21 protein-coding genes and 1 pseudogene are annotated in these 17,983 nt (G+C 69.5%); 20 read left to right on the top strand and 2 right to left on the bottom strand.

The window, feature by feature from the left end:
* The first annotated feature begins 4 nt into the window (after positions 1-4).
* From WMF45_RS43790 to rplQ, 16 genes and pseudogenes are all read left to right on the top strand, one after another.
* Entirely contained in the window at positions 5-190 is a 186-nt protein-coding gene (locus WMF45_RS43790; protein ID WP_012240559.1) for a type Z 30S ribosomal protein S14, read from the top strand.
* A gap of 4 nt (positions 191-194) precedes the next feature.
* Positions 195-590: a 30S ribosomal protein S8 gene (rpsH, locus tag WMF45_RS43785; RefSeq protein ID WP_012240558.1), complete on the top strand. Its 396-nt coding sequence runs from the start codon at positions 195-197 to the stop codon at positions 588-590.
* On the top strand, positions 590-1,207 hold the full coding sequence (gene rplF / locus WMF45_RS43780; RefSeq protein ID WP_437712557.1) for a 50S ribosomal protein L6: 618 nt from the start codon (positions 590-592) through the stop codon (positions 1,205-1,207). The genes rpsH and rplF overlap by 1 nt, the downstream gene beginning before the upstream one ends.
* A 47-nt stretch (positions 1,208-1,254) precedes the next feature.
* Positions 1,255-1,614, top strand: coding sequence for a 50S ribosomal protein L18 (gene rplR / locus WMF45_RS43775; RefSeq protein WP_437712555.1), 360 nt, complete (start codon positions 1,255-1,257; stop codon positions 1,612-1,614).
* Positions 1,615-1,693: 79 nt separating this feature from the next.
* A pseudogene (gene rpsE / locus WMF45_RS43770) lies at positions 1,694-2,173 on the top strand (30S ribosomal protein S5); the annotation flags it as partial.
* Positions 2,174-2,307: 134 nt separating this feature from the next.
* A complete protein-coding gene (gene rpmD, locus WMF45_RS43765) occupies positions 2,308-2,511 on the top strand; it encodes a 50S ribosomal protein L30 (protein ID WP_437295775.1) in 204 nt (67 codons plus the stop codon).
* A 50-nt stretch (positions 2,512-2,561) separates the two neighbouring features.
* Positions 2,562-3,053 carry a 50S ribosomal protein L15 gene (rplO, locus tag WMF45_RS43760; protein WP_437546532.1) on the top strand — a complete coding sequence of 164 codons (492 nt, stop codon included), beginning with the start codon at positions 2,562-2,564 and terminating at the stop codon, positions 3,051-3,053.
* Between the two features lie 44 nt (positions 3,054-3,097).
* On the top strand, positions 3,098-4,426 hold the full coding sequence (gene secY / locus WMF45_RS43755; RefSeq protein WP_437712553.1) for a preprotein translocase subunit SecY: 1,329 nt from the start codon (positions 3,098-3,100) through the stop codon (positions 4,424-4,426).
* Positions 4,427-4,436: 10 nt separating this feature from the next.
* Positions 4,437-5,078, top strand: coding sequence for an adenylate kinase (locus tag WMF45_RS43750; RefSeq protein WP_437712552.1), 642 nt, complete (start codon positions 4,437-4,439; stop codon positions 5,076-5,078).
* Positions 5,075-5,326, top strand: coding sequence for a translation initiation factor IF-1 (infA, locus tag WMF45_RS43745; protein WP_012240550.1), 252 nt, complete (start codon positions 5,075-5,077; stop codon positions 5,324-5,326). The genes WMF45_RS43750 and infA overlap by 4 nt, the downstream gene beginning before the upstream one ends.
* 31 nt (positions 5,327-5,357) lie before the next feature.
* Positions 5,358-5,474 (top strand): 50S ribosomal protein L36, encoded by a 117-nt coding sequence (gene rpmJ / locus WMF45_RS43740; RefSeq protein ID WP_012240549.1) that lies wholly within the window; start codon positions 5,358-5,360, stop codon positions 5,472-5,474.
* 43 nt (positions 5,475-5,517) lie between these two features.
* Positions 5,518-5,898 carry a 30S ribosomal protein S13 gene (gene rpsM / locus WMF45_RS43735; protein ID WP_012240548.1) on the top strand — a complete coding sequence of 127 codons (381 nt, stop codon included), beginning with the start codon at positions 5,518-5,520 and terminating at the stop codon, positions 5,896-5,898.
* A 20-nt stretch (positions 5,899-5,918) separates the two neighbouring features.
* Positions 5,919-6,329 (top strand): 30S ribosomal protein S11, encoded by a 411-nt coding sequence (gene rpsK / locus WMF45_RS43730; RefSeq protein WP_012240547.1) that lies wholly within the window; start codon positions 5,919-5,921, stop codon positions 6,327-6,329.
* Between the two features lie 11 nt (positions 6,330-6,340).
* Positions 6,341-6,970, top strand: coding sequence for a 30S ribosomal protein S4 (gene rpsD, locus WMF45_RS43725; protein WP_437712550.1), 630 nt, complete (start codon positions 6,341-6,343; stop codon positions 6,968-6,970).
* Positions 6,971-7,174: 204 nt separating this feature from the next.
* Complete coding sequence (locus tag WMF45_RS43720; protein ID WP_012240545.1) at positions 7,175-8,215, top strand: DNA-directed RNA polymerase subunit alpha; 1,041 nt, start codon at positions 7,175-7,177, stop codon at positions 8,213-8,215.
* 20 nt (positions 8,216-8,235) lie between these two features.
* Complete coding sequence (rplQ, locus tag WMF45_RS43715; protein ID WP_437546521.1) at positions 8,236-8,754, top strand: 50S ribosomal protein L17; 519 nt, start codon at positions 8,236-8,238, stop codon at positions 8,752-8,754.
* Between the two features lie 129 nt (positions 8,755-8,883).
* Here the strand turns inward: rplQ and WMF45_RS43710 are convergent, their stop codons facing one another.
* Together WMF45_RS43710 and yccX are read right to left on the bottom strand one after the other, a co-directional pair.
* Positions 8,884-10,995: a hypothetical protein gene (locus WMF45_RS43710; protein WP_437712548.1), complete on the bottom strand. Its 2,112-nt coding sequence runs from the start codon at positions 10,993-10,995 to the stop codon at positions 8,884-8,886.
* Between the two features lie 5 nt (positions 10,996-11,000).
* The gene (gene yccX, locus WMF45_RS43705; protein WP_012240542.1) at positions 11,001-11,279 is read right to left on the bottom strand and encodes an acylphosphatase; all 279 of its coding nucleotides are present in this window, start codon (positions 11,277-11,279) and stop codon (positions 11,001-11,003) included.
* 426 nt (positions 11,280-11,705) lie between these two features.
* On the opposite strand from yccX, the gene rho reads away from it, so the two are divergent.
* The 4 genes from rho to WMF45_RS43685 all read left to right on the top strand — a co-directional run bounded on the left by rho (position 11,706) and on the right by WMF45_RS43685 (position 17,974).
* A complete protein-coding gene (gene rho / locus WMF45_RS43700; RefSeq protein WP_012240541.1) occupies positions 11,706-12,953 on the top strand; it encodes a transcription termination factor Rho in 1,248 nt (415 codons plus the stop codon).
* A gap of 116 nt (positions 12,954-13,069) precedes the next feature.
* Positions 13,070-15,157, top strand: a complete 2,088-nt coding sequence (locus tag WMF45_RS43695; protein ID WP_437712546.1) for a GAF domain-containing protein — start codon at positions 13,070-13,072, stop codon at positions 15,155-15,157.
* Between the two features lie 49 nt (positions 15,158-15,206).
* Entirely contained in the window at positions 15,207-16,301 is a 1,095-nt protein-coding gene (locus WMF45_RS43690; protein ID WP_437712544.1) for a (Fe-S)-binding protein, read from the top strand.
* A complete protein-coding gene (locus WMF45_RS43685; protein ID WP_437712543.1) occupies positions 16,298-17,974 on the top strand; it encodes an ATP-binding protein in 1,677 nt (558 codons plus the stop codon). Before WMF45_RS43690 ends, WMF45_RS43685 begins: the two co-directional genes overlap by 4 nt.
* Positions 17,975-17,983 lie beyond the last annotated feature (9 nt).

The raw sequence follows: 17,983 nt of genomic DNA, 5'->3' as shown, positions 1-17,983 counted from the left end.
TTCGATGGCCCGTGCAAAAGAGTTTGCGAAGCTGAACCGTCCGCCGAAGTTTTCTACGCGGCACAAGAACCGTTGCAAGGTGTGCGGGCGCGCGCGCGCTTACTACCGCGACTTCGAGCTCTGCCGCGTCTGCCTTCGGTTGTTCGCGCTGCGTGGTGAGCTCCCTGGTGTGATCAAGGCCAGCTGGTGATTCTATGATGACCGATCCCATCGCCGACATGCTGACCCGCATTCGCAACGCGGCGCTCGCGCGGCACGACCGGACCGAGGTCCCCGCGAGCCGCATCAAGGCCGCGGTCGCGGAGATCCTCAAGTCCGAGGGCTTCATCGCCGACGTGCGCGAGACCGAGGGCGAGGGTCCCAAGAAGCTCACGATCGTGCTCAAGTACGGGCGCGATCGACAGAGCGCGATCGACGGCGTGCGCCGCGTCTCCCGCCCCGGGCGCCGCGTGTACGTGCGTCACGACAGGATCCCGCGCGTGTTCAGCGGGCTCGGGATCTCGATCCTGAGCACGTCCCGCGGGCTCATGAGCGACAGGGATGCGCGCCGCCTGAAGATGGGTGGCGAGCTGATCTGCGAGGTGTGGTGATGGAAGCTCAGGCGAACGCAGCCCAGCCCGCGAACGGTGACAGCCGGCTCGCTCCGAAGACGTCGCGCGTTGGCAAGCGCCCGATCGACCTTCCGAAGGGGGTCACCGCGACCGTCAACGGCCGGAAGATCGACGTCAAGGGCCCGAAGGGCCAGCTCTCCCGCGCGATCACCGACAAGGTGGACATCAAGCTCGAGGGCAGCAAGCTGCACGTGAGCTCGGTGGCGCCGGGGCGCGACGCGTCGCGCCTCCAGGGCCTCACGCGGGCGCTCGTGGCCGCGATGGTGAAGGGCGTCGCCGAGGGCTACGAGCGGACGCTCGAGCTCAAGGGGACCGGCTATCGCGTCGAGCTCAAGGGCACGACGCTGAACTTCGCCCTCGGCTTCTCCCACCCGGTGACGTTCCCGGTGCCGACGGGGCTCACGGCGACGATCCCGGCGGACTCGAAGGGCACCATCCTGGTCCTGACGGGCGCGGACAAGGAGCTCATCGGGCAGACGGCCGCGACGATCCGTGGCTTCAGGCCGCCGGAGCCGTACGGCGGCAAGGGCGTCCGTTACCGCGGCGAGCGCGTGCGGGAGAAGGCTGGCAAGGCCGGCAAGGGCGGCAAGAAGTAAAGGCGAGCGGCGGCGTGTACGCCGCTGCACCGAGGGACGAGACGGTCATGGGCATGAAAATCGTCGGTCGGGAGCGCCGGAAGCTCCGTATCCGCAAGAAGGTCGAGGGGACGCCGGAGCGCCCGCGCCTCAGCGTCTTTCGCAGCTCGAAGCACATTTACGCGCAGGTCATCGACGACGTGAGCGGCAAGACCCTCGCCCACGCTTCGACTCTGTCGAAGGACCTCAAGGGCTCCCTCGACGAGGACAACAAGGTCGAGGCGGCGAAGAAGGTCGGGGCTCTGATCGCGAGGATCTGCAAGGACAGGCAGATCGACAAGGTCGTCTTCGACCGCAACGGCTATCTGTATCATGGGCGCGTCAGCGCCCTCGCCCAGGCGGCGCGCGAGGCAGGTCTCGATTTCTGACTCCCACAGCCGCTGCCCTGATGGTGAGGGCGGCGGGCGCGGTCAACTGCCGCGGCGGAGAACGTGATAGAGGACGGTTATGGCGTTCGATCATGTCGACGAAGAGAAGCTGAAAGAGCGAGTCATCCACATCAACCGCGTCGCCAAGGTCGTCAAGGGCGGCCGGCGCTTCAGCTTCTCGGCGCTGGTCGTGGTGGGCGACGAAGCGGGGCACGTGGGCATCGGCCTGGGCAAGGCCAACGAGGTGCCGGAGGCCATCCGCAAGGGGAACGATCAGGCTCGCAAGAACCTGTTCCGCATTCCCCTGGACGGCGTGACCATCCCGCACGACTCGTTCGGTCACGTCGGGGCGGGCAAGGTCCTGCTGAAGCCGGCCAGCCCTGGGACGGGCGTCATCGCTGGCGGCGCGGTGCGCGCAGTCGTCGAGTCGGCGGGGATCCACGACGTGCTGTCGAAGTCGCTCGGCACGAGCAACCCGCACAACGTCGTGCACGCGACCGTCGCCGCGCTCCGTGGGCTCAAGAGCCCGGAGAGCGTCGCCGGCAAGCGGTCGATGCAGCTCGACTCGCTCGACTACCAGCGCCGCGGTAGCACGAACACCGCGGGTCGACGGCGCGCGAGCGTGGCGCCGCCCCCCGGGAAGCCGGGCGGCGGCGGTGGTGCACCGAGCGGCGGCGGTGAAGGAGGCTCGCAGTGAAGCTCCGGGTACGTCAGAAGGCCAGCAACATCGGCCAGGTCGAGCACACCCGCAAGATCATCAAGGGGCTCGGCCTGCGTGGGCCGGGGTCCGTGGTGGTCGTCGCGAACACGCCCTCGTTCCGTGGCATGGTGAAGAAGGTCCTCCACCTCGTCGAGGTCGAGGAGGTCGCCGACGGAGCGACCTCGTCGAAGGCCTGAGAAGCGAGATCGTCATTCCAGCGGAGTCGCCGCGTACGGAAGTGTGAAACATGGACATTCTTTCTAAGCTCCAAGCCCCTGAGGGCGCCGTAACCAAGAGGCTCCGCGTTGGCCGTGGCGTGGGGTCGGGCGTCGGCAAGACGTCTGGCCGCGGACAAAAAGGGCAGAAGGCGCGGGCCGGCGGCAACATCAACAAGAAGCACTTTCAGGGCGGCCAGACGCCGATCCAGCGTCGCCTCCCGAAGCGTGGCTTCCGCAACCCGCTCGCGGACATCGTCGTCAACGTCAACGTCGGCGACCTCGAGGCGTTCGACAATGGCGCCCAGGTCGATCTGATCGCGCTCCACGAGCGCCGCCTCGTGCAGGGGCGGTTCGACGTGCTGAAGATCCTCGGCGACGGTGAGCTCACGAAGAAGCTCACGGTGACGGCGCACCGCTTCTCCAAGGGAGCGGTCGAGAAGATCGAGAAGGCGGGGGGCAAGGCGGTCGTGCTCGCGGCGCCTGCACCCCAGGGCAGCTCGACGGACTCCTCGTCCTCGTAGTCAGCGCGCACGCGCACCCACCCAGCCGGAGTCCAGGATCGCCTATGGCCAGCCTCGCGGGAATCACCAACTTCCACAAGATCCCCGAGCTCCGGCGACGCGTGATCTTCACCCTGGTGATGCTCGCGGTCTACCGGGTCGGCGTCTTCGTGACGACGCCCGGCGTCGACCGGAACGCGATGCGGCAGTACGTCGCGAAGCAGTCCGGCGGGCTCCTGAGCTTCTTCAACATGTTCTCGGGCGGCGCGCTGGAGAACCTGTCGATCTTCGCGCTCGGGATCATGCCGTACATCTCGGCCTCGATCATCATGCAGCTCATGGGCATGGTCTACAAGCCCATCGACGAGCTGCGGAAAGAGGGCGAGCAGGGGCGCCGGCGGATCGATCAGTACACGCGGTACGGCACGGTCGCGCTCTCGCTGTTCCAGGCCTTCTCGATCGCGAAGATGCTCGAGGGCCTGTCGAGCAGCGAGACCGGGGCCGGGATCGTGAACCACCCCGGCATCGGCTTTCAGCTGATGACGGTCATCACGCTGACGACCGGGACCGCGTTCCTGATGTGGATCGGCGAGCAGATCACGGAGCGCGGCGTCTCGAACGGCGTCTCGCTCCTGATCTTCGCGAGCATCGTCACGCGCATCCCGGCGGAGATCGGCAACTACTTCGCCCAGAACGCCGGCGACCTCCAGCCGCTGACGATGGCCGCGATCGCCGCGTTCATCGTGTTCGTCATCGCGGTCATCGCCTTCTTCGAGAACGGCAGGCGTCAGATCCCGATCGTGTACTCGCGGCGCCAGGTCGGTCGTCGCGTCTACGGCGGGCAGACGGCGCACCTGCCGCTGAAGGTGAACACGTCCGGGACCATCCCCCCCATCTTCGCGTCGTCGCTGCTGATGTTCCCGCAGACGCTCGCGAACATGAACGTCCCGGGGGCCGACCACCTTCAGGCGATCATCAACCGGGGGGACTGGGTCTTCAACACCGGCTACGCGCTGCTCATCGTTTTCTTCTGCTTCTTCTACACGAACGTCACGTTCCAGCCGGTGGACGTCGCGGAGAACCTGAAGAAGCAACAGGCAAATATCCCCGGGATCAGGCCAGGCAAGCAGACGGCGGACTACATCCACCGCGTGATCCAGCGGATCACCGTGGGCGGCGCTCTCTATGTCGCCGCGGTGTGCGTGGTGCCCTCGATCGTCGGCAACCTCCTGCGTGTCCCCTTCGGCTTCGGAGGCACGTCGCTCATGATCGTCGTCGGCGTCGCGCTCGACACGGTGAACCAGCTGGAGGCGCACCTGATCACGCGGAGCTACGAGGGGCTGACGGGCCCCGGTGCCACCCGCATCCGGGGCCGCAGGCTCCCGGAAGCGTGATGGAGGGCAAATGATCTTGGTTCTGGTCGGGCCTCCTGGAGCTGGGAAGGGTACGCAGGCGAAGCTGCTGTGCGCCCGCTTCGGCATCCCGCAAATCTCGACAGGCGACATGCTGCGCGAGGCGAAGCGGTCGGGGACGCTGGAGAAGCGCTATCTGGACATCATGGACTCTGGCGGACTCCTGCCGGATGAGGCCGTCATCGGCCTCATCGCTCGCAGGACGGTCGAGCCCGACTGCAGCAATGGCTTCCTCCTGGACGGATTTCCCAGGACGGTGCCCCAGGCGGACGCGCTCGACGAGCTGCTCGCCAGCCAGGGCGGCACCCGGATCGATGCGGTGATCCAGCTGGACGTGGCGCGTCCCCTGCTCGAGGAACGGTTGATCCACCGCCGAACTGACAAACGCAGTGGACAGATATATCATCTCGTCTATAATCCGCCGCCCCCCGGTGCGGAGCTAGAGCATCGGGCCGATGATCGGCCCGAGGCTGTTGCAAAGCGTCTCGATGCCTACGAGGCGATGACGGCGGCCCTTCTGCCGTTCTACGAGCAGAAGAACCTGCTGCATCGCGTCGATGGGGTCGGGAAGCCTGACGAAGTGACGCACAGGGTGCTGTCGGCCATTGGCCGGCCGGGCTCGGGTGGAGAATGAGGCGTAAGAATCAGACCAGACCGCCGAAAGAACCGAAGGGCGACAAGCTCGAGTTCGACGGCGTGGTTCAAGAGGCCCTGCCGAACGCCATGTTTCGCGTGAAGGCGGACAATGGCCTCGGCGTCCTCGCGACCATCAGCGGCCGGATGCGGCAGTACTACATCAAGATCCTGCCGGGTGACCGCGTGACCGTCGAGGTCTCGCCGTATGACCCGAGCCGAGGCCGGATCACGTACCGGCATAAGTAACGTAGTTTTTTGAGGAATCTGGAGGCTCCCCGTGAAGGTGCGCCCGAGCGTCAAGAAGATCTGCGACAAGTGCAAGGTGGTCCGGCGGCGTGGTGTCGTTCGGATTATCTGCGAGAACCCCCGCCACAAGCAGCGCCAGGGGAACTAGCTCTTTCGGCGGAACCCCGCCCCCGTTTCGGTTTGGAGTAACCATGGCTCGTATCGCTGGTGTCGATCTCCCGCGTCGGAAGCATGTCGCCTACGCCCTGCCGTACCTGTTCGGCATCGGGCGGACCCTCGCCTTGCAAATCTGCGAGAAGACCAACATTCCGCAGAACAAGCGGGTCGAGGAGCTCAGCGACGCTGAGGTGAAGGCGATCCGCGACCTCCTGGACGCCGAGTACAAGGTCGAGGGCGACCTGCGGCGCGAGGTGCAGCTCAACATCAAGCGGCTCATGGACCTCGGCTGCTACCGGGGGCTCCGCCACCGGCGTGGGCTCCCGGCGAACGGGCAGAGGACGCATACGAACGCGCGCACCCGGAAGGGACCGCGCAAGGGCATGTTGCAGCGGCGTCCTGCCGCGACCAAGTGACGAGCGGGGATTAGGACGCCATGGCGCAAGCGAAGACGGCTGCCACTACCACGAAGGCCAAGCAGAAGAAGAAGGTCAAGAAGAATGTCTCCGCGGGCATCGCGCACATTCAGTCGACCTTCAACAACACGGTCGTGACGATCACGGACATCAACGGCAACGCGATTGCGTGGTCGTCCGCTGGCGCTCGCGGCTTCAAGGGATCGCGCAAGTCGACGCCGTTCGCCGCGCAGCTCGCGGCGGAAGAGGCGGCGCGCCGGGCGCAGGAGCACGGGATGCGTTCGGTCGCCGTGTTCGTGAAGGGGCCGGGGGCCGGGCGCGAGAGCGCGCTCCGTGCGCTCCAGACCGCTGGCTTCAAGGTGACGCTCATCCGCGACGTCACGCCGATCCCCCACAACGGTTGCCGGCCGCCGAAGCGGCGCAGGGTTTGAGGTAATTCACGATGGCTCGCTACATTGGTCCGGTCTGCAAGCTCTGCCGCCGCGAGGGGATGAAGCTCTACCTCAAGGGCGAGCGGTGCTACTCCGAGAAGTGCGCGTACACGCGGCGTCCGTATCCCCCCGGCCAGCACGGCCAGGGGCGCATCAAGCTGAGCGAGTACGCGGTGCGCCTGCGCGAGAAGCAAAAGGTGCGTCGCATCTACGGCGTGCTCGAGCGGCAGTTCAGCGGGTATTTCCAGGAGGCCAACCGGCGCAAGGGTCGGACGGGCGAGGAGATGCTCGGGCTGCTGGAGCGGCGGCTCGACAACGTGGTGCACCGGATGGGCTTCGGCTCGTCCCGCGCCGAGGCGCGTCAGCTCGTCCGGCACGGGCACGTGCACGTGAACGGCAAGCGGCTGGACATCCCGAGCTACGTCGTTCGGGCGGGTGACCGGGTCGAGCTCACCGAGGGGGCGCGCAAGTTCAAGTTCGTCCTCGCCTCCGTCGGCGGCGCGGACAAGCGCCCGGTCGCGAGCTGGATCGACGTGGACCGCGCGGCGTTCACCGGCGCGATCAAGGGCGCGCCGATCCGCGAGGATCTCAACGAGCCGGAGATCCGCGAGCAGCTCGTCGTCGAGTACTACTCGCGCTGATCGCGCGAGGGCGGCGCGGAGGAGGGCGGCGTCGCGAGCGCACCTTGCAGGGTGCGCTCGCTGCGGGTTCCCTTCGGCGCCGCCGTCCCGCGCTCACGCGCGGGGGCATGGAGCCTAGGATGCGGGCAGGAGGCGGCGACGATCGGTCGAGTGCGGCCGCGGCGTGAGACCTCCGCGCAAACCTCATGAAGGAAGGAGATCGTCATGACGATGAACAACCCGAACCTCACGATGATCGCCCGTAACTGGCGCGATCTGATCCGGCCCAAGGGCATCTCGATCGACGCGGAGAGCGGGACCCAGTTCTACGCCAAGTTCACGTGTGAGCCCCTGGAGCGCGGCTTCGGGATCACGATCGGCAACTCGCTGCGCCGCGTGCTGCTCTCCTCCCTCCAGGGGGCGGCCGCGACGGCCATCCGCATCGAGGGCGCGCTGCACGAGTTCACCACCGTGCCGGACGTGGTGGAGGACGTCAGCGACATCATCCTCAACGTGAAGGAGGTCGTCTTCAAGGCGGCCACCCCGAAGACGTACTCGGTGCGGATCGACCGCGAGGGGCCTGGGCCCGTGTACGCGCGCGACATCCAGCTGGTCGAGGGCCTGTCGGTGCTCAACCCCGACCACCTCATCGCCGTGCTCGACAAGAAGGGCCCGCTCTCGATGGAGCTCACGGTCAACGTGGGCCGCGGCTACGTGCCCGCCGAGCGCAACAAGACGCCGACCATGCCGATCGGGACGATCCCGATCGACGCGCTGTTCTCGCCGATCCGCAAGGTGAACTACACCGTGCAGAACGCCCGCGTCGGGCAGGTGACCGATTACGACAAGCTCACCCTCGAGGTCTGGACCAACGGGTCCGTCTCGCCGGCGGACGCGGTCGCCTTCGCCGCGAAGATCCTCAAGGAGCAGCTCTCCATCTGGGTGAACTTCGAAGAGAGCGAGGAGACGAGCTACCAGGCGGTGATGAGCGACGACGAGCCGCTCAACGAGAACCTGTTCCGCTCCGTCGAGGAGCTCGAGCTGAGCGTCCGCTCCGCGAACTGCTTGCAGAACGCGAACATCACGCTCATCGGCGAGCTCGTGCAGCGGACCGAGCAGGACATGCTGAAGACCAAGAACTTCGGTCGCAAGTCGCTGAAGGAAATCAAAGAGATCCTCGCGAACATGGGGCTCTCGCTCGGGATGAAGATCGACAACTGGCCGCAGCTCCTCGAGCGCTGGAAGGCGCAGCAGGCGCAGGCGTGAGTCGGTACTGAGGGAACGTCATGCGTCACAAGAAAGCGGGCAGGCAGTTTGGTCGGGATACCTCCAGCCGCAGGGCGATGCTTCGCAACCTGACGGCGAACCTGATCACCCACGAGCGGATCGAGACGACCGACGCCAAGGCGAAGGAGCTGCGGCGCGTGGCCGAGCGGCTCATCACCAAGGCGACGCGGCTTGGCAAGGTCGCGTACACCGCGCACGGGGAGCTCACCCCCGGCGACAGGGCGCGCCGGCTCCACGCCGAGCGGCTCGTTGGCAGCTACATCCCTCGCTGGGGGGTCGCGACCGACGGCAAGAAGGTCGACATCATCGCGAAGGTGATGATCGACCTCTCGAAGCGCTTCGAGGGGCGGCCGGGCGGCTACACGCGGATCATCAAGCTCGGTCCGCGCCGCGGTGACTGCGCGCAGATGAGCCTCATCGAGTTCATCGACGCGCCGCCGGTCGCGGACGCGCCTGCGCAGGCCGCCGAGCCGGTCGCCGCGGCGGAGCCGGCCACTCCGGCGACGACCGCCGGCTGAGCCGGAACCAGGCCGGCGCCGCGCGGCGCCGGCACAGTCGCAGACAGCACGCCGGGAGAGCGCTCTGCTCGCCCGGCGTTTCTGCGTTCTGAGCCCGGCCGGCGCTCAGGGGCCGATCGCTGCGACGGCTCAGCGGTTGTGCGCGCCGGCTTCAGGGGCGTCGTCGCTGCGCGGTTCCGCCTCCTCGACAGGCTGTGCTGGCAGGTCGGGGTCCGCCTTCGAGGCGGCGGCCGGGGCCGGCTCGGGAGACGTCTGGGGCTGCGGAGGAACGGCGCTGTCCTGCTCTCGGGGCGCCGAGGATGGTGATGCGGCCGGCTGCGGAGGGGGCGGCGCCGAGGCAGGCGATGCGGCCGGCTGCGGAGGGGGCGGCGTCGAGGCAGGCGATGCGGCCGGCTGCGGAGGGGGCGGCGTCGAGGCAGCAGGAGACGCCGGTGGGTGAGCAGGAACGGTGCCGGCTTGCGCTCGAGCGGGCGACGGCGCGCTCCGTCGCCGGGCGATGAAGAACATCGAGAGCACCGCGGCGAGACCTACCGCTCCGGCGGCGATGTGGCGGTTCGTCTGGCTCTTCCGCTCCGCGACCTTGTCCCCGAGGGAGGTGAGCGCCGCCCTCGCGCCGGCGTGGGAAGGGTCGAGCTCGATCGCACGCTCCAGCACGAACTTGTCCGGCGTGCCGCGCTCGATGAGGAGCGCGCCCTCGAGGTAGGCGATCTCCGCTTCGACCTTCTTCGCGCGCTCGCCTGGCGCGTCGAGGCGCAGCGCCTTGCGCAGCATGGCGAGCGCGTCGTCGCGCCGGTCGGCAGACAGCGATCGCGCCCGCTCCACGTAGGCGTCCACCATCTCCTTGCGGCGCTCGAAGAGCGGCGCGCGGGCGAGCACCTTGTCGAACGCGTCGGTCGCCTCGGCGGGCTTGCCCGCGCTCGCCGCGGCGACGCCCTCGTCCATCAGCTTGTACACCTCCGCGAGGCGCGCGCGATCGTACGTCCCGAAGAGCTCGCGCGCGACACGGTCCCACGACCACTCGCGCGGCGGCTTCGCGCCGGTGAGGTCCAGGTAGGCGTCGCGGAGCTGCCAGATGCCGGGCTCGCCGATCGCGGAGATCGCCTCCCGCGCGGCGTCGCGCAGCCGCGCGCGGTCGCTGTTGCAGAAGCTCAGGATCACGCGCACGGCGTCCACGTCCCGGACGCGGCCGTAGGCGCGGAGGACGTCGGTCAGGATCTGCGTGTCATTGGACGCGATCGCCTCGCCGGGGATCGCCCGGCCGAGCAGGTCGAGCTGCTTGTTGGCCCACCGCTGGACGATCTTGGCGTCGTGCTGGCGCGCTTCGATCAGCGCGGGGACCGCCTTGTCGCGCAGCTTGGCCACCTGCCGCTGGAGATCGATGCGGAGCAGCTCGCCGAAATAGGCGTGCAGCGCGATGAGCTCGCGGACCGCAGGCGTCGTGCCTGCAGCGACGAGCATCCGCTCCATCGCGAGCAGCTTGACGACATCGCGCCACGCGCTGTCCCGCGGCCGCGCCGCGGCCAGCATGAAATCCAGCCAGTCCCCCTCGTCCTTCTCGTCGTCAGCGCCCTTCTTGGCGCTCTGGTCGGCCTTGGCGTCCTTCTTGGCGCCCTGGTCGGCCTTGGCGTCCTTCTTCGCGCCCTTCGCGTCGCCGGCGTCCTTCTTTGCGCCCTGCTCGGCCTTGGCGTCCTTCTTCGCGTCACCGGCGCTCTTCTTTGCGTCGCCAGCGCCCTTCTTCGTGCCCTTGTCGGCCTTCGCGTCTGCAGTCTTCTTCTTGTTGCCGTCGCGCTCGTCCTCCCCCTTCATCGCCTTGCGGCCTTCTCTGCGCGCGTCCGCGAGCACGCGAGGCGCCGCGCTCCGATCGAGCGAGCCGCGGATGTCCTGAACGCGCAGCCGCACCGCATCGACGATGCCAGGGATCGGCTCATCGAGGGCCGCGCGGGCGTTCTCCCGCGAGCGCGCGTCCTCCGACGTGATCTGGTCGAGTATCCGGTCGAGCTCGCGGACCGCGGCGATGTCAGGCTCCGGGCGGGCGATCGGGGCGAGCCGCGGGAGCTCAGGGAGCGCGGAGGAGGCGGGCGCGGAAGTGCCCGCGTCGCGCTCGCCGGCGGCGCGCGCCGGAGGCGTCGCGAGCGGCGCCGCTGCGAGCAGGCCAATCAGGATGAGCCACGCGCACGCCGGCGTGCGTCGCCGCGCTGATCGCGCGCCTGTGCCCCTCGGATCCGACGTGTGGCGTGCCAAGCGCCTCAATCCGTGATGCGAAAGTCGAAGAAATCGCCGGAGAAGCCCCGCCACCGGACGTCGACGCGCTCGACCCGCGCGGCGCTCGGGCCGCGGTTCGCCCAGGCGATGAGCTCCTTCAGCTCGTCCTCCTCCCCCTCGGCGAGGACCTCGACGCTGCCGTCGGAGCGGTTTTTCACCCAGCCGGTGAGGCCGAGCCGCTTGGCCTCGCGCTGCGTGGAGGCACGAAAGAAGACGCCCTGGACGCGACCGCGGACGAACAGCTGAACCTGTTTGAGCCCCATGGAACCAGCTTGACTTAGCCGCGCGTTCCGGGGGAGGCAACTTCAGGCAGCACCTGGGGGCCACGGGCAGTTCGCCCGCGCCGTTCTTCGTAAGGACGGCGCGGGCGACCTGTGTCCGTGCCGCGCCGCACGACGGACGACGCGCGCGCGTCGTCCGCGCCTCCCGCCGCGCATTGACAGAGCAGACGCGCTTGATAGAGTCGCCGCCCGATCGGCAAGCATAGCCCGCCGATCGAGCGACATGAACGTGAGGGGCGCCGGTTGCGAGGCGAGCCCTCTTCCCTCTGGCGACCCGCCGACATCGACGACATGCTCGGCCCCGCCTCGGGTCCGACCCGCTAGACCCCCCCAAACAAAAACCAACGACCGACGGCCTCCACGCCCTTGACAGGGCACGCGCCGTCGCATCCTGGAGCTTTCCGACTCATGCACCTCAGGGAACTGAAGCAGAAACCGATGGCCGAGCTCGTCCAGATGGCGAAGGGGCTCAACATCGAGGGCGCTGCCGGGCTGCGCAAGCAGGAGGTCATCTTCGCTCTCCTGCAGGCCCACGCGGCGCAGGACCAGCCGGTCTACGGCGAGGGCGTGCTCGAATGCCTGCCCGACGGCTTCGGCTTCCTCCGGGCGCCGGACTACAACTACCTGCCGGGTCCGGACGACATCTACGTCTCGCCGTCCCAGATCCGGCGCTTCAACCTCCGCACCGGCGACAGCGTGAGCGGCTCCATCCGCCCGCCCAAGGAGCGCGAGGCGTACTTCGCGCTGCTCAAGGTCGACAAGATCAACGGCGAGCCCCCCGAGGTCGCTCGCGACAAGATCCTGTTCGACAACCTCACGCCCCTCTACCCGCAGCAGAAGTTCAACATCGAGAACGGGACGAAGAGCTTCTCGACCCGCATCATCGACATGCTCTGCCCCATCGGGAAGGGGCAGCGCTGCCTCATCGTCTCGCCGCCCCGCGCGGGCAAGACGGTGCTGCTCCAGCAGATCGCCAACGCGATCTCCGCGAACCACCCGGACACGACGCTGATCGTGCTGCTCATCGACGAGCGCCCGGAGGAGGTGACCGACATGCAGCGCACCGTGAAGGGCGAGGTGATCAGCTCGACCTTCGACGAGCCCCCGACGCGGCACGTGCAGGTCGCCGAGATGGTGATCGAGAAGGCGAAGCGCCTCGTCGAGCACAAGCACGACGTCGTGATCTTGCTGGACTCGATCACCCGCCTGGCGCGCGCGTACAACACGGTCGTCCCGCCGAGCGGCAAGATCCTCTCCGGCGGCGTCGACTCGAACGCGCTGCACAAGCCGAAGCGGTTCTTCGGCGCCGCGCGCAACGTCGAGGAGGGCGGCTCGCTGACGATCGTCGCCACCGCGCTCGTCGACACGGGCTCGCGCATGGACGAGGTCATCTTCGAGGAGTTCAAGGGCACGGGTAACAGCGAGATCCACCTGGATCGCAAGCTGATGGAGAAGCGGATCTTCCCCTGCCTGGACATCAACAAGAGCGCGACCCGCAAGGAAGAGCTGCTGCTGCCGGAGTGGATCCTCCAGCGCGTGTGGCTGCTCCGCCAGCTGCTGCACCCCCTCAACGTCATCGACTCGATGGAATTCCTCCTGGACAAGGTGAGCCGCACCGAGACCAATCAGGAATTCCTCGAGAGCATGAACCAGTAACGGCGCGTCGCAGGGGCGCTCCCGGGGGTCGTCGGGAGCGCTCTCTGCCGCACGAACGGTCCGCGCAGGGGCCCGCGCGCGCGCTCCTCCGGGCGAAGTCGTGTTAGCGTCTCCTGGTGACCGCTAAGGCGGAACAACGCACGAAGGCGCTGCAGGCTCGCGTACAGGAGCTCGAGGCGCGCCTCGCCCACGCCGACAAGACGGTGCGGGCGCTCCGGGATGTCGGGCTGGCCCTTGGCAGCACCCTGGATCTCGACCAGCTCCTCGCGCTGATCCTGAACAAGATCACCGAGCTGCTCGACGCGGACCGAGCCACCCTCTACCTGCTCGACGAGCAGCGGCAGCGGCTCTTGTCGCGCATCATCATCGGCGAGGAGGCGCGCGCGATCGAGCTGCCCGTCGGCGCGGGGATCGCGGGCCACGTCGCCAAGATGGGGCGCACCGTCCGCGTGAAGGACGCCTACCGGGATCGCCGGTTCCAGCGCGACTGGGACGAGGTCACGGGGTACCGCACCCGCTCGATCCTCGCCGCGCCGATGAAGAACCACGTCGGCCGGACCATCGGGGTCATCCAGGTCCTGAACAAGCACGGGGAAGGGGAGTTCTCGGTCCACGACGAGGAGCTGCTGAGCGCGCTGGCGACGCAGGCGGCCGTCTCGATCGACAACTCGCGGCTGTTCCTCTCGGTGATCCAGAAGAACACGCAGCTCGTCGAGACGAAGGAGCAGCTCGAGCACCGCGTGAGCGACCTCAAGCTGCTCTTCGACCTCGAGAGCGCGATGGGCCGCGCGACCACGATGGAGGACCTCGCGCGCGCGGTCATCACGGAGGCCGGCAGGGCGTGCGAGGCGCGGGCGGGGGGGATGCTCGTCGACGAGATCGAGGGCGGGCTGTTCCTCTACTTCTTCGATCTCGCGGCGTTCGACGGGGGCAGCGCGCCGCCCCGCGCGCCCGCCCTCGGAGAGGAGCCGGAGGGCGTCGTGGTCGGGGCCCCCCCGGGGCCGGCGGTGAAGCGCATCGCGATGCGCCGCGGCGAAGGGGTGGTCGGGCGCGCCATGGTGAACAACGAGGCGGTGTTCTTCTCGCGCGAGGGCGGGGGCCGGGATCCGGACGACACGCTCGTGTCGCCGAGGCTCGCCCAGCTCGTCGGCGCGGAGCTCAGGACGGCGATCGCCGTGCCGCTCGAGGGCGAGGACGCGGTGCCGATCGGCTCCATGGCCCTCTACAACTCCAGGCACCCCCACGGCTTCTCGAAGGATGATCGCGCGCTGCTGCGGCTCGTGTCGGCGAACGCGTCGACCGCGCTGCGCCTGTTCCGGTCGCGCCTCGAGCGGGAGCAGAGCGAGCGGCTCACCACGATCGGGCGCCTGCTCTCGGGCGTGATGCACGACATGCGCACGCCGCTCACGGTGATCAGCGGTTACGTCCAGCTCATGGCCGGCGCTCCCGACGCGGCGACGAGGGAGGACCACGCGCGGCTGATCCTCAAGCAGTTCGACGTCATCAGCGCGATGCAGCGCGAGGTGCTGGAGTTCGCGCGCGGCGAGCGGAGCATCCTCGTGCGCAAGGTGTACTTGACCAAGTTCTTCGGCGACATCGAGAAGCAGCTGGAGCACGAGCTCGCCGGGACCGGCGTCTCGCTCTCCCTGGAGCTCGAGGACCGAGGGACCGCGCGGTTCGACGAGGCGAAGATGACGCGGCTCCTGCACAACCTGGTCCGCAACGCGGTCGAGGCGATGCGGCCAGGCGGGGGCACGCTGACGATCCGCGCCTACCGCGACGCGGGCGACCTCGCGATCTGCGTCGCGGACACCGGGAAGGGGATCCCCAAGGAGATCCAGGGCCGCCTCTTCCAGTCGTTCGTCACCTCGGGCAAGCGCGGCGGCACCGGCCTCGGGCTCGCGATCGTGAAGAAGATCGTCGACGAGCACGCCGGGACGATCACGGTCGCGTCGTCCGACAAGGGCGCGAAGTTCACCGTCCGCCTGCCCCAGGAGAGCGCGCCGTCGCGGTCTCCCGGGACCGCAGGGGGGCAGCCCCAGCTGGCGTCGACGGACGGCAGCTCGGCGACCAAGGCGGGCGCGAGCGTCGCGCCGGTCGTCCACGAGGGCATCCCCCGCCGCAGGCCGGCGGGCTCAGCTCCCTCCGTCACCCCCGTGAACGAGCGGGGCCGGCGCTCGTCCAGCAACGGCTCGGACGCCTGACGCGCTCCCGCCGCTTGCGCGAGGCGCACCGGATGGAGAGACTCGAACGGTGTCCCAGCTCCGCCTGAAGCTCCTCGAGCCGCACCGGACGTCGCTCGAGAAGTGCGTCTACTGCCCCAAGCTCTCCCGCGCCGCTTGCCCCGTGTCGAACGTCGAGGCCAACGAGACGGTGACGCCGTGGGGGAAGATGTCGATGGCGTACTTCGCCGCGCGCGGCGACGTGCCGCTCGACGCAGGCCACGCCGAGCCGGCCTGGGCGTGCTCCGCGTGCTTCGGGTGCCGCGAGCGCTGCGATCACAAGAACGAGGTGGCCACCGTGCTGACGGACGCGCGCGCGGAGCTCTTCGCGCGCGATCTCGCGCCGGAGGGGGCCAGGCGCGTCGCGGAGCGCTTCTCGGCCCGCGAGGAGGCCCGCGCGGGTGAGCTCGACGCGCGCTCTCGATCGGCCGCGGCCGCGCCCGACGCGGTCCACGTGCTGCTCGGCTGCGGCTACGAACGTCACGCGCCGGACGTCGCCCGCGACGCGCTCGACGCGACCGAAGCGCTGACGGGCGCCCCGGCCCGCCCGGTGCGCGCCTGCTGCGGGTTGCCGCTCCTGTACGCCGGCGATCGCCCGGGCTTCGAGGCCGCCGCGCGGCGGCTCGCCGCGGAGGTCGCGCCCGGGGGGCGCTTCGTCGCCGTCGATCCCGGCTGCGCGCGCGCCGTGCGCGTCGAGTACCCGCGCGCGGGGGTGAGCGTGACGGCCCCGGAGCTGTTCGTCGATCTCGCGCGCTCGTCGCTCGACAGGCTGCAGCGATCGGCGTCGGAGCGGCGGGTGCGCTACCACGACCCCTGCCAGCTCGGGCGCGGCCTCGATCGCTACGACGCGCCCCGGGAAATCCTTGCCCGCATCACGGGGCGCCCGCCGGAGGAGTTCATCCACCGCCGCGAGCACGCCGACTGCAGCGGCGGCGGCGGTCTCCTGCCCGCCACGCGCCCCGCGTCGTCCGCCGCCATCGCCGACGCCAGGATCGAGGAGCACCGCGCGCTCGGCGGCGGGCTGCTCGTGACGCACTGCGCGCAGAGCCTCCAGCGGTTCAGGATGCGGGGCGAGCCGGCGGAGGACCTCGCGAGCCTCGTCGCGCGGGCCGTCGCGCCGCGATGACCGCGCCGCCGCCAGCCGCGGACGAGGCGCGCGGCGGCGCCGCGGGGCCGGAGGAACGCGCGCCCCAGAAGCGGCGCACGGTCGCGGGGAGGCTCCTCGCGAGCTACCTCGTGGTGCTCGCCGCCTTCGCGCTGACCGTCGGCTGGAGCGTCCAGGCGCTGCGGGCAGCCTCGCGCGACGCCCAGCTGCTGCGCGCCGGGTACGTCCCGCTGCTGCTCCGCATCGGCGAGGTCCTGGCCGAGCAGAACGTCTTCAACGCCCAGCTCAACCACATCACGGCCGCGAAGAACCCGGGGGACGTGCGCGAGTGGATCGAGACCGCGAGGCGGACCCGCCCGCTCGCGTTCTCGATCGTCAAGGACGCCGCCCGGGCGCTCGCCGGCGCCGATGAGAAGGCGACCGGCGTGGACGCCCGCGTCGGGCAGGCGGCCGCGTCGTCCGGCGTCCGCCGGTTCAGCGACGAGGTCGCGGCCGAGGTGGCGGCGATCGAGCGGCTCGTCGGCGCCAGCCCGGAGCGGTTCGCCCAGCTCTTCCAGGCGCTCGCCGTCGGCGACCGCGACCTCGCGGAGCGCACGCGCGACGAGCTGGTCAAGCGAGAGGTCGAGGGCGCGCAGCGGCTGCGGGCGATCAGGAGCCGCGTCGAGGGGCAAATGGCGAGCCTCACCGACGAGGCGGAGCTGCGCGAGGAGCGCTCGATGCACCTGCTCCTCGGGCTGGGCGTGCTGACGCTCCTCGTCGGCGTGATGATGTCGCTGTACGCGCGGCGCGTGCTCGCCCCGCTGACCGCGGTCACCGAGCGGGCCAACGCCGTCGCGCGCGGCGACCTCACCCCGAAGCAGGCGCTGGCGACGAACGACGAGATCGGCGAGCTCGCGACGACGTTCGAGGACATGGTCGCCGCGATCCGCCGCGCGCGCGCCGAGCTCGTGAACGCCGAGCGGCTGGCGGCGATCGGGAAGATGGCCGCGCACGTCACGCACGAGATCAGGAACCCGCTGTCGTCGATCGGGCTGAACCTGGAGCTGCTCGAGGAGGAGGTGGCTCGCGCCTCCGCCGCGGACACCCCTGACGCGGAGCTCAGGCCGGTGATGAAGGAGTCGGCGCAGCTCGTCACCGCCATCCGGGCCGAGGTGGATCGCCTGTCTCGCATCGCGGAGCAGTACCTCAGCGTCGCACGCCGCCCCCGCCCGCGCGTGGAGCCAGAGCGGGTGGACGACCTGGTGCAGGAGCTGGTGGCGTTCGTGAGGCCCGAGCTCGACCGCGCCGGCGTCGCGGTCCGCGTCGAGGTGGAGGAGGCGGGGCCCGAGATCCTCCTCGACGAGTCGCAGATCCGTCAGGCGCTCCTGAATTTGCTCCGCAACGCGCGCGAGGCGATGCCGAAGGGCGGCGAGATCGTCGTGAGCGTCAGCTTCTCGAGCGGCGCCGCGACCATCGCGGTCGACGACACGGGCCCCGGCGTGCCGGAGGAGCTGCGCGCGTCGATCTTCGACCCCTTCTTCACGACGAAGCAGCGCGGTACGGGGCTCGGGCTCGCGGTCACGCGGGACATCATCGAGGCGCACGGCGGCACGATCTCGTGCGAGCCGCGCGAGGCGGGGGGAACGCGGTTCCGGATCGCGCTGCCCGCCGCGCGCTCACCGGCCCAGGGCCGCGCCGCGGACGAGGTGCTGTGAGCCGCGCCG

Source organism: Sorangium sp. So ce448 (assembly GCF_051520915.1).
Lineage (GTDB): Bacteria > Myxococcota_A > Polyangia > Polyangiales > Polyangiaceae > Sorangium > Sorangium cellulosum_B.
This window is presented reverse-complemented; position numbering and strand designations above follow the sequence as displayed.

What these genes read in the sequence shown, in the direction of transcription:
- WMF45_RS43790 (WP_012240559.1), top strand. Translation starts at nt 5, where the DNA reads ATGGCCCGTGCAAAAGAGTTTGCGAAGCTGAACCGTCCGCCGAAGTTT.
- rpsH (WP_012240558.1), top strand. Translation starts at nt 195, where the DNA reads ATGATGACCGATCCCATCGCCGACATGCTGACCCGCATTCGCAACGCG.
- rplF (WP_437712557.1), top strand. Translation starts at nt 590, where the DNA reads ATGGAAGCTCAGGCGAACGCAGCCCAGCCCGCGAACGGTGACAGCCGG.
- rplR (WP_437712555.1), top strand. Translation starts at nt 1,255, where the DNA reads ATGGGCATGAAAATCGTCGGTCGGGAGCGCCGGAAGCTCCGTATCCGC.
- rplO (WP_437546532.1), top strand. Translation starts at nt 2,562, where the DNA reads ATGGACATTCTTTCTAAGCTCCAAGCCCCTGAGGGCGCCGTAACCAAG.
- secY (WP_437712553.1), top strand. Translation starts at nt 3,098, where the DNA reads ATGGCCAGCCTCGCGGGAATCACCAACTTCCACAAGATCCCCGAGCTC.
- WMF45_RS43750 (WP_437712552.1), top strand. Translation starts at nt 4,437, where the DNA reads ATGATCTTGGTTCTGGTCGGGCCTCCTGGAGCTGGGAAGGGTACGCAG.
- infA (WP_012240550.1), top strand. Translation starts at nt 5,075, where the DNA reads ATGAGGCGTAAGAATCAGACCAGACCGCCGAAAGAACCGAAGGGCGAC.
- rpsM (WP_012240548.1), top strand. Translation starts at nt 5,518, where the DNA reads ATGGCTCGTATCGCTGGTGTCGATCTCCCGCGTCGGAAGCATGTCGCC.
- rpsK (WP_012240547.1), top strand. Translation starts at nt 5,919, where the DNA reads ATGGCGCAAGCGAAGACGGCTGCCACTACCACGAAGGCCAAGCAGAAG.
- rpsD (WP_437712550.1), top strand. Translation starts at nt 6,341, where the DNA reads ATGGCTCGCTACATTGGTCCGGTCTGCAAGCTCTGCCGCCGCGAGGGG.
- WMF45_RS43720 (WP_012240545.1), top strand. Translation starts at nt 7,175, where the DNA reads ATGACGATGAACAACCCGAACCTCACGATGATCGCCCGTAACTGGCGC.
- rplQ (WP_437546521.1), top strand. Translation starts at nt 8,236, where the DNA reads ATGCGTCACAAGAAAGCGGGCAGGCAGTTTGGTCGGGATACCTCCAGC.
- yccX (WP_012240542.1), bottom strand. Translation starts at nt 11,279, where the DNA reads ATGGGGCTCAAACAGGTTCAGCTGTTCGTCCGCGGTCGCGTCCAGGGC.
- rho (WP_012240541.1), top strand. Translation starts at nt 11,706, where the DNA reads ATGCACCTCAGGGAACTGAAGCAGAAACCGATGGCCGAGCTCGTCCAG.
- WMF45_RS43685 (WP_437712543.1), top strand. Translation starts at nt 16,298, where the DNA reads ATGACCGCGCCGCCGCCAGCCGCGGACGAGGCGCGCGGCGGCGCCGCG.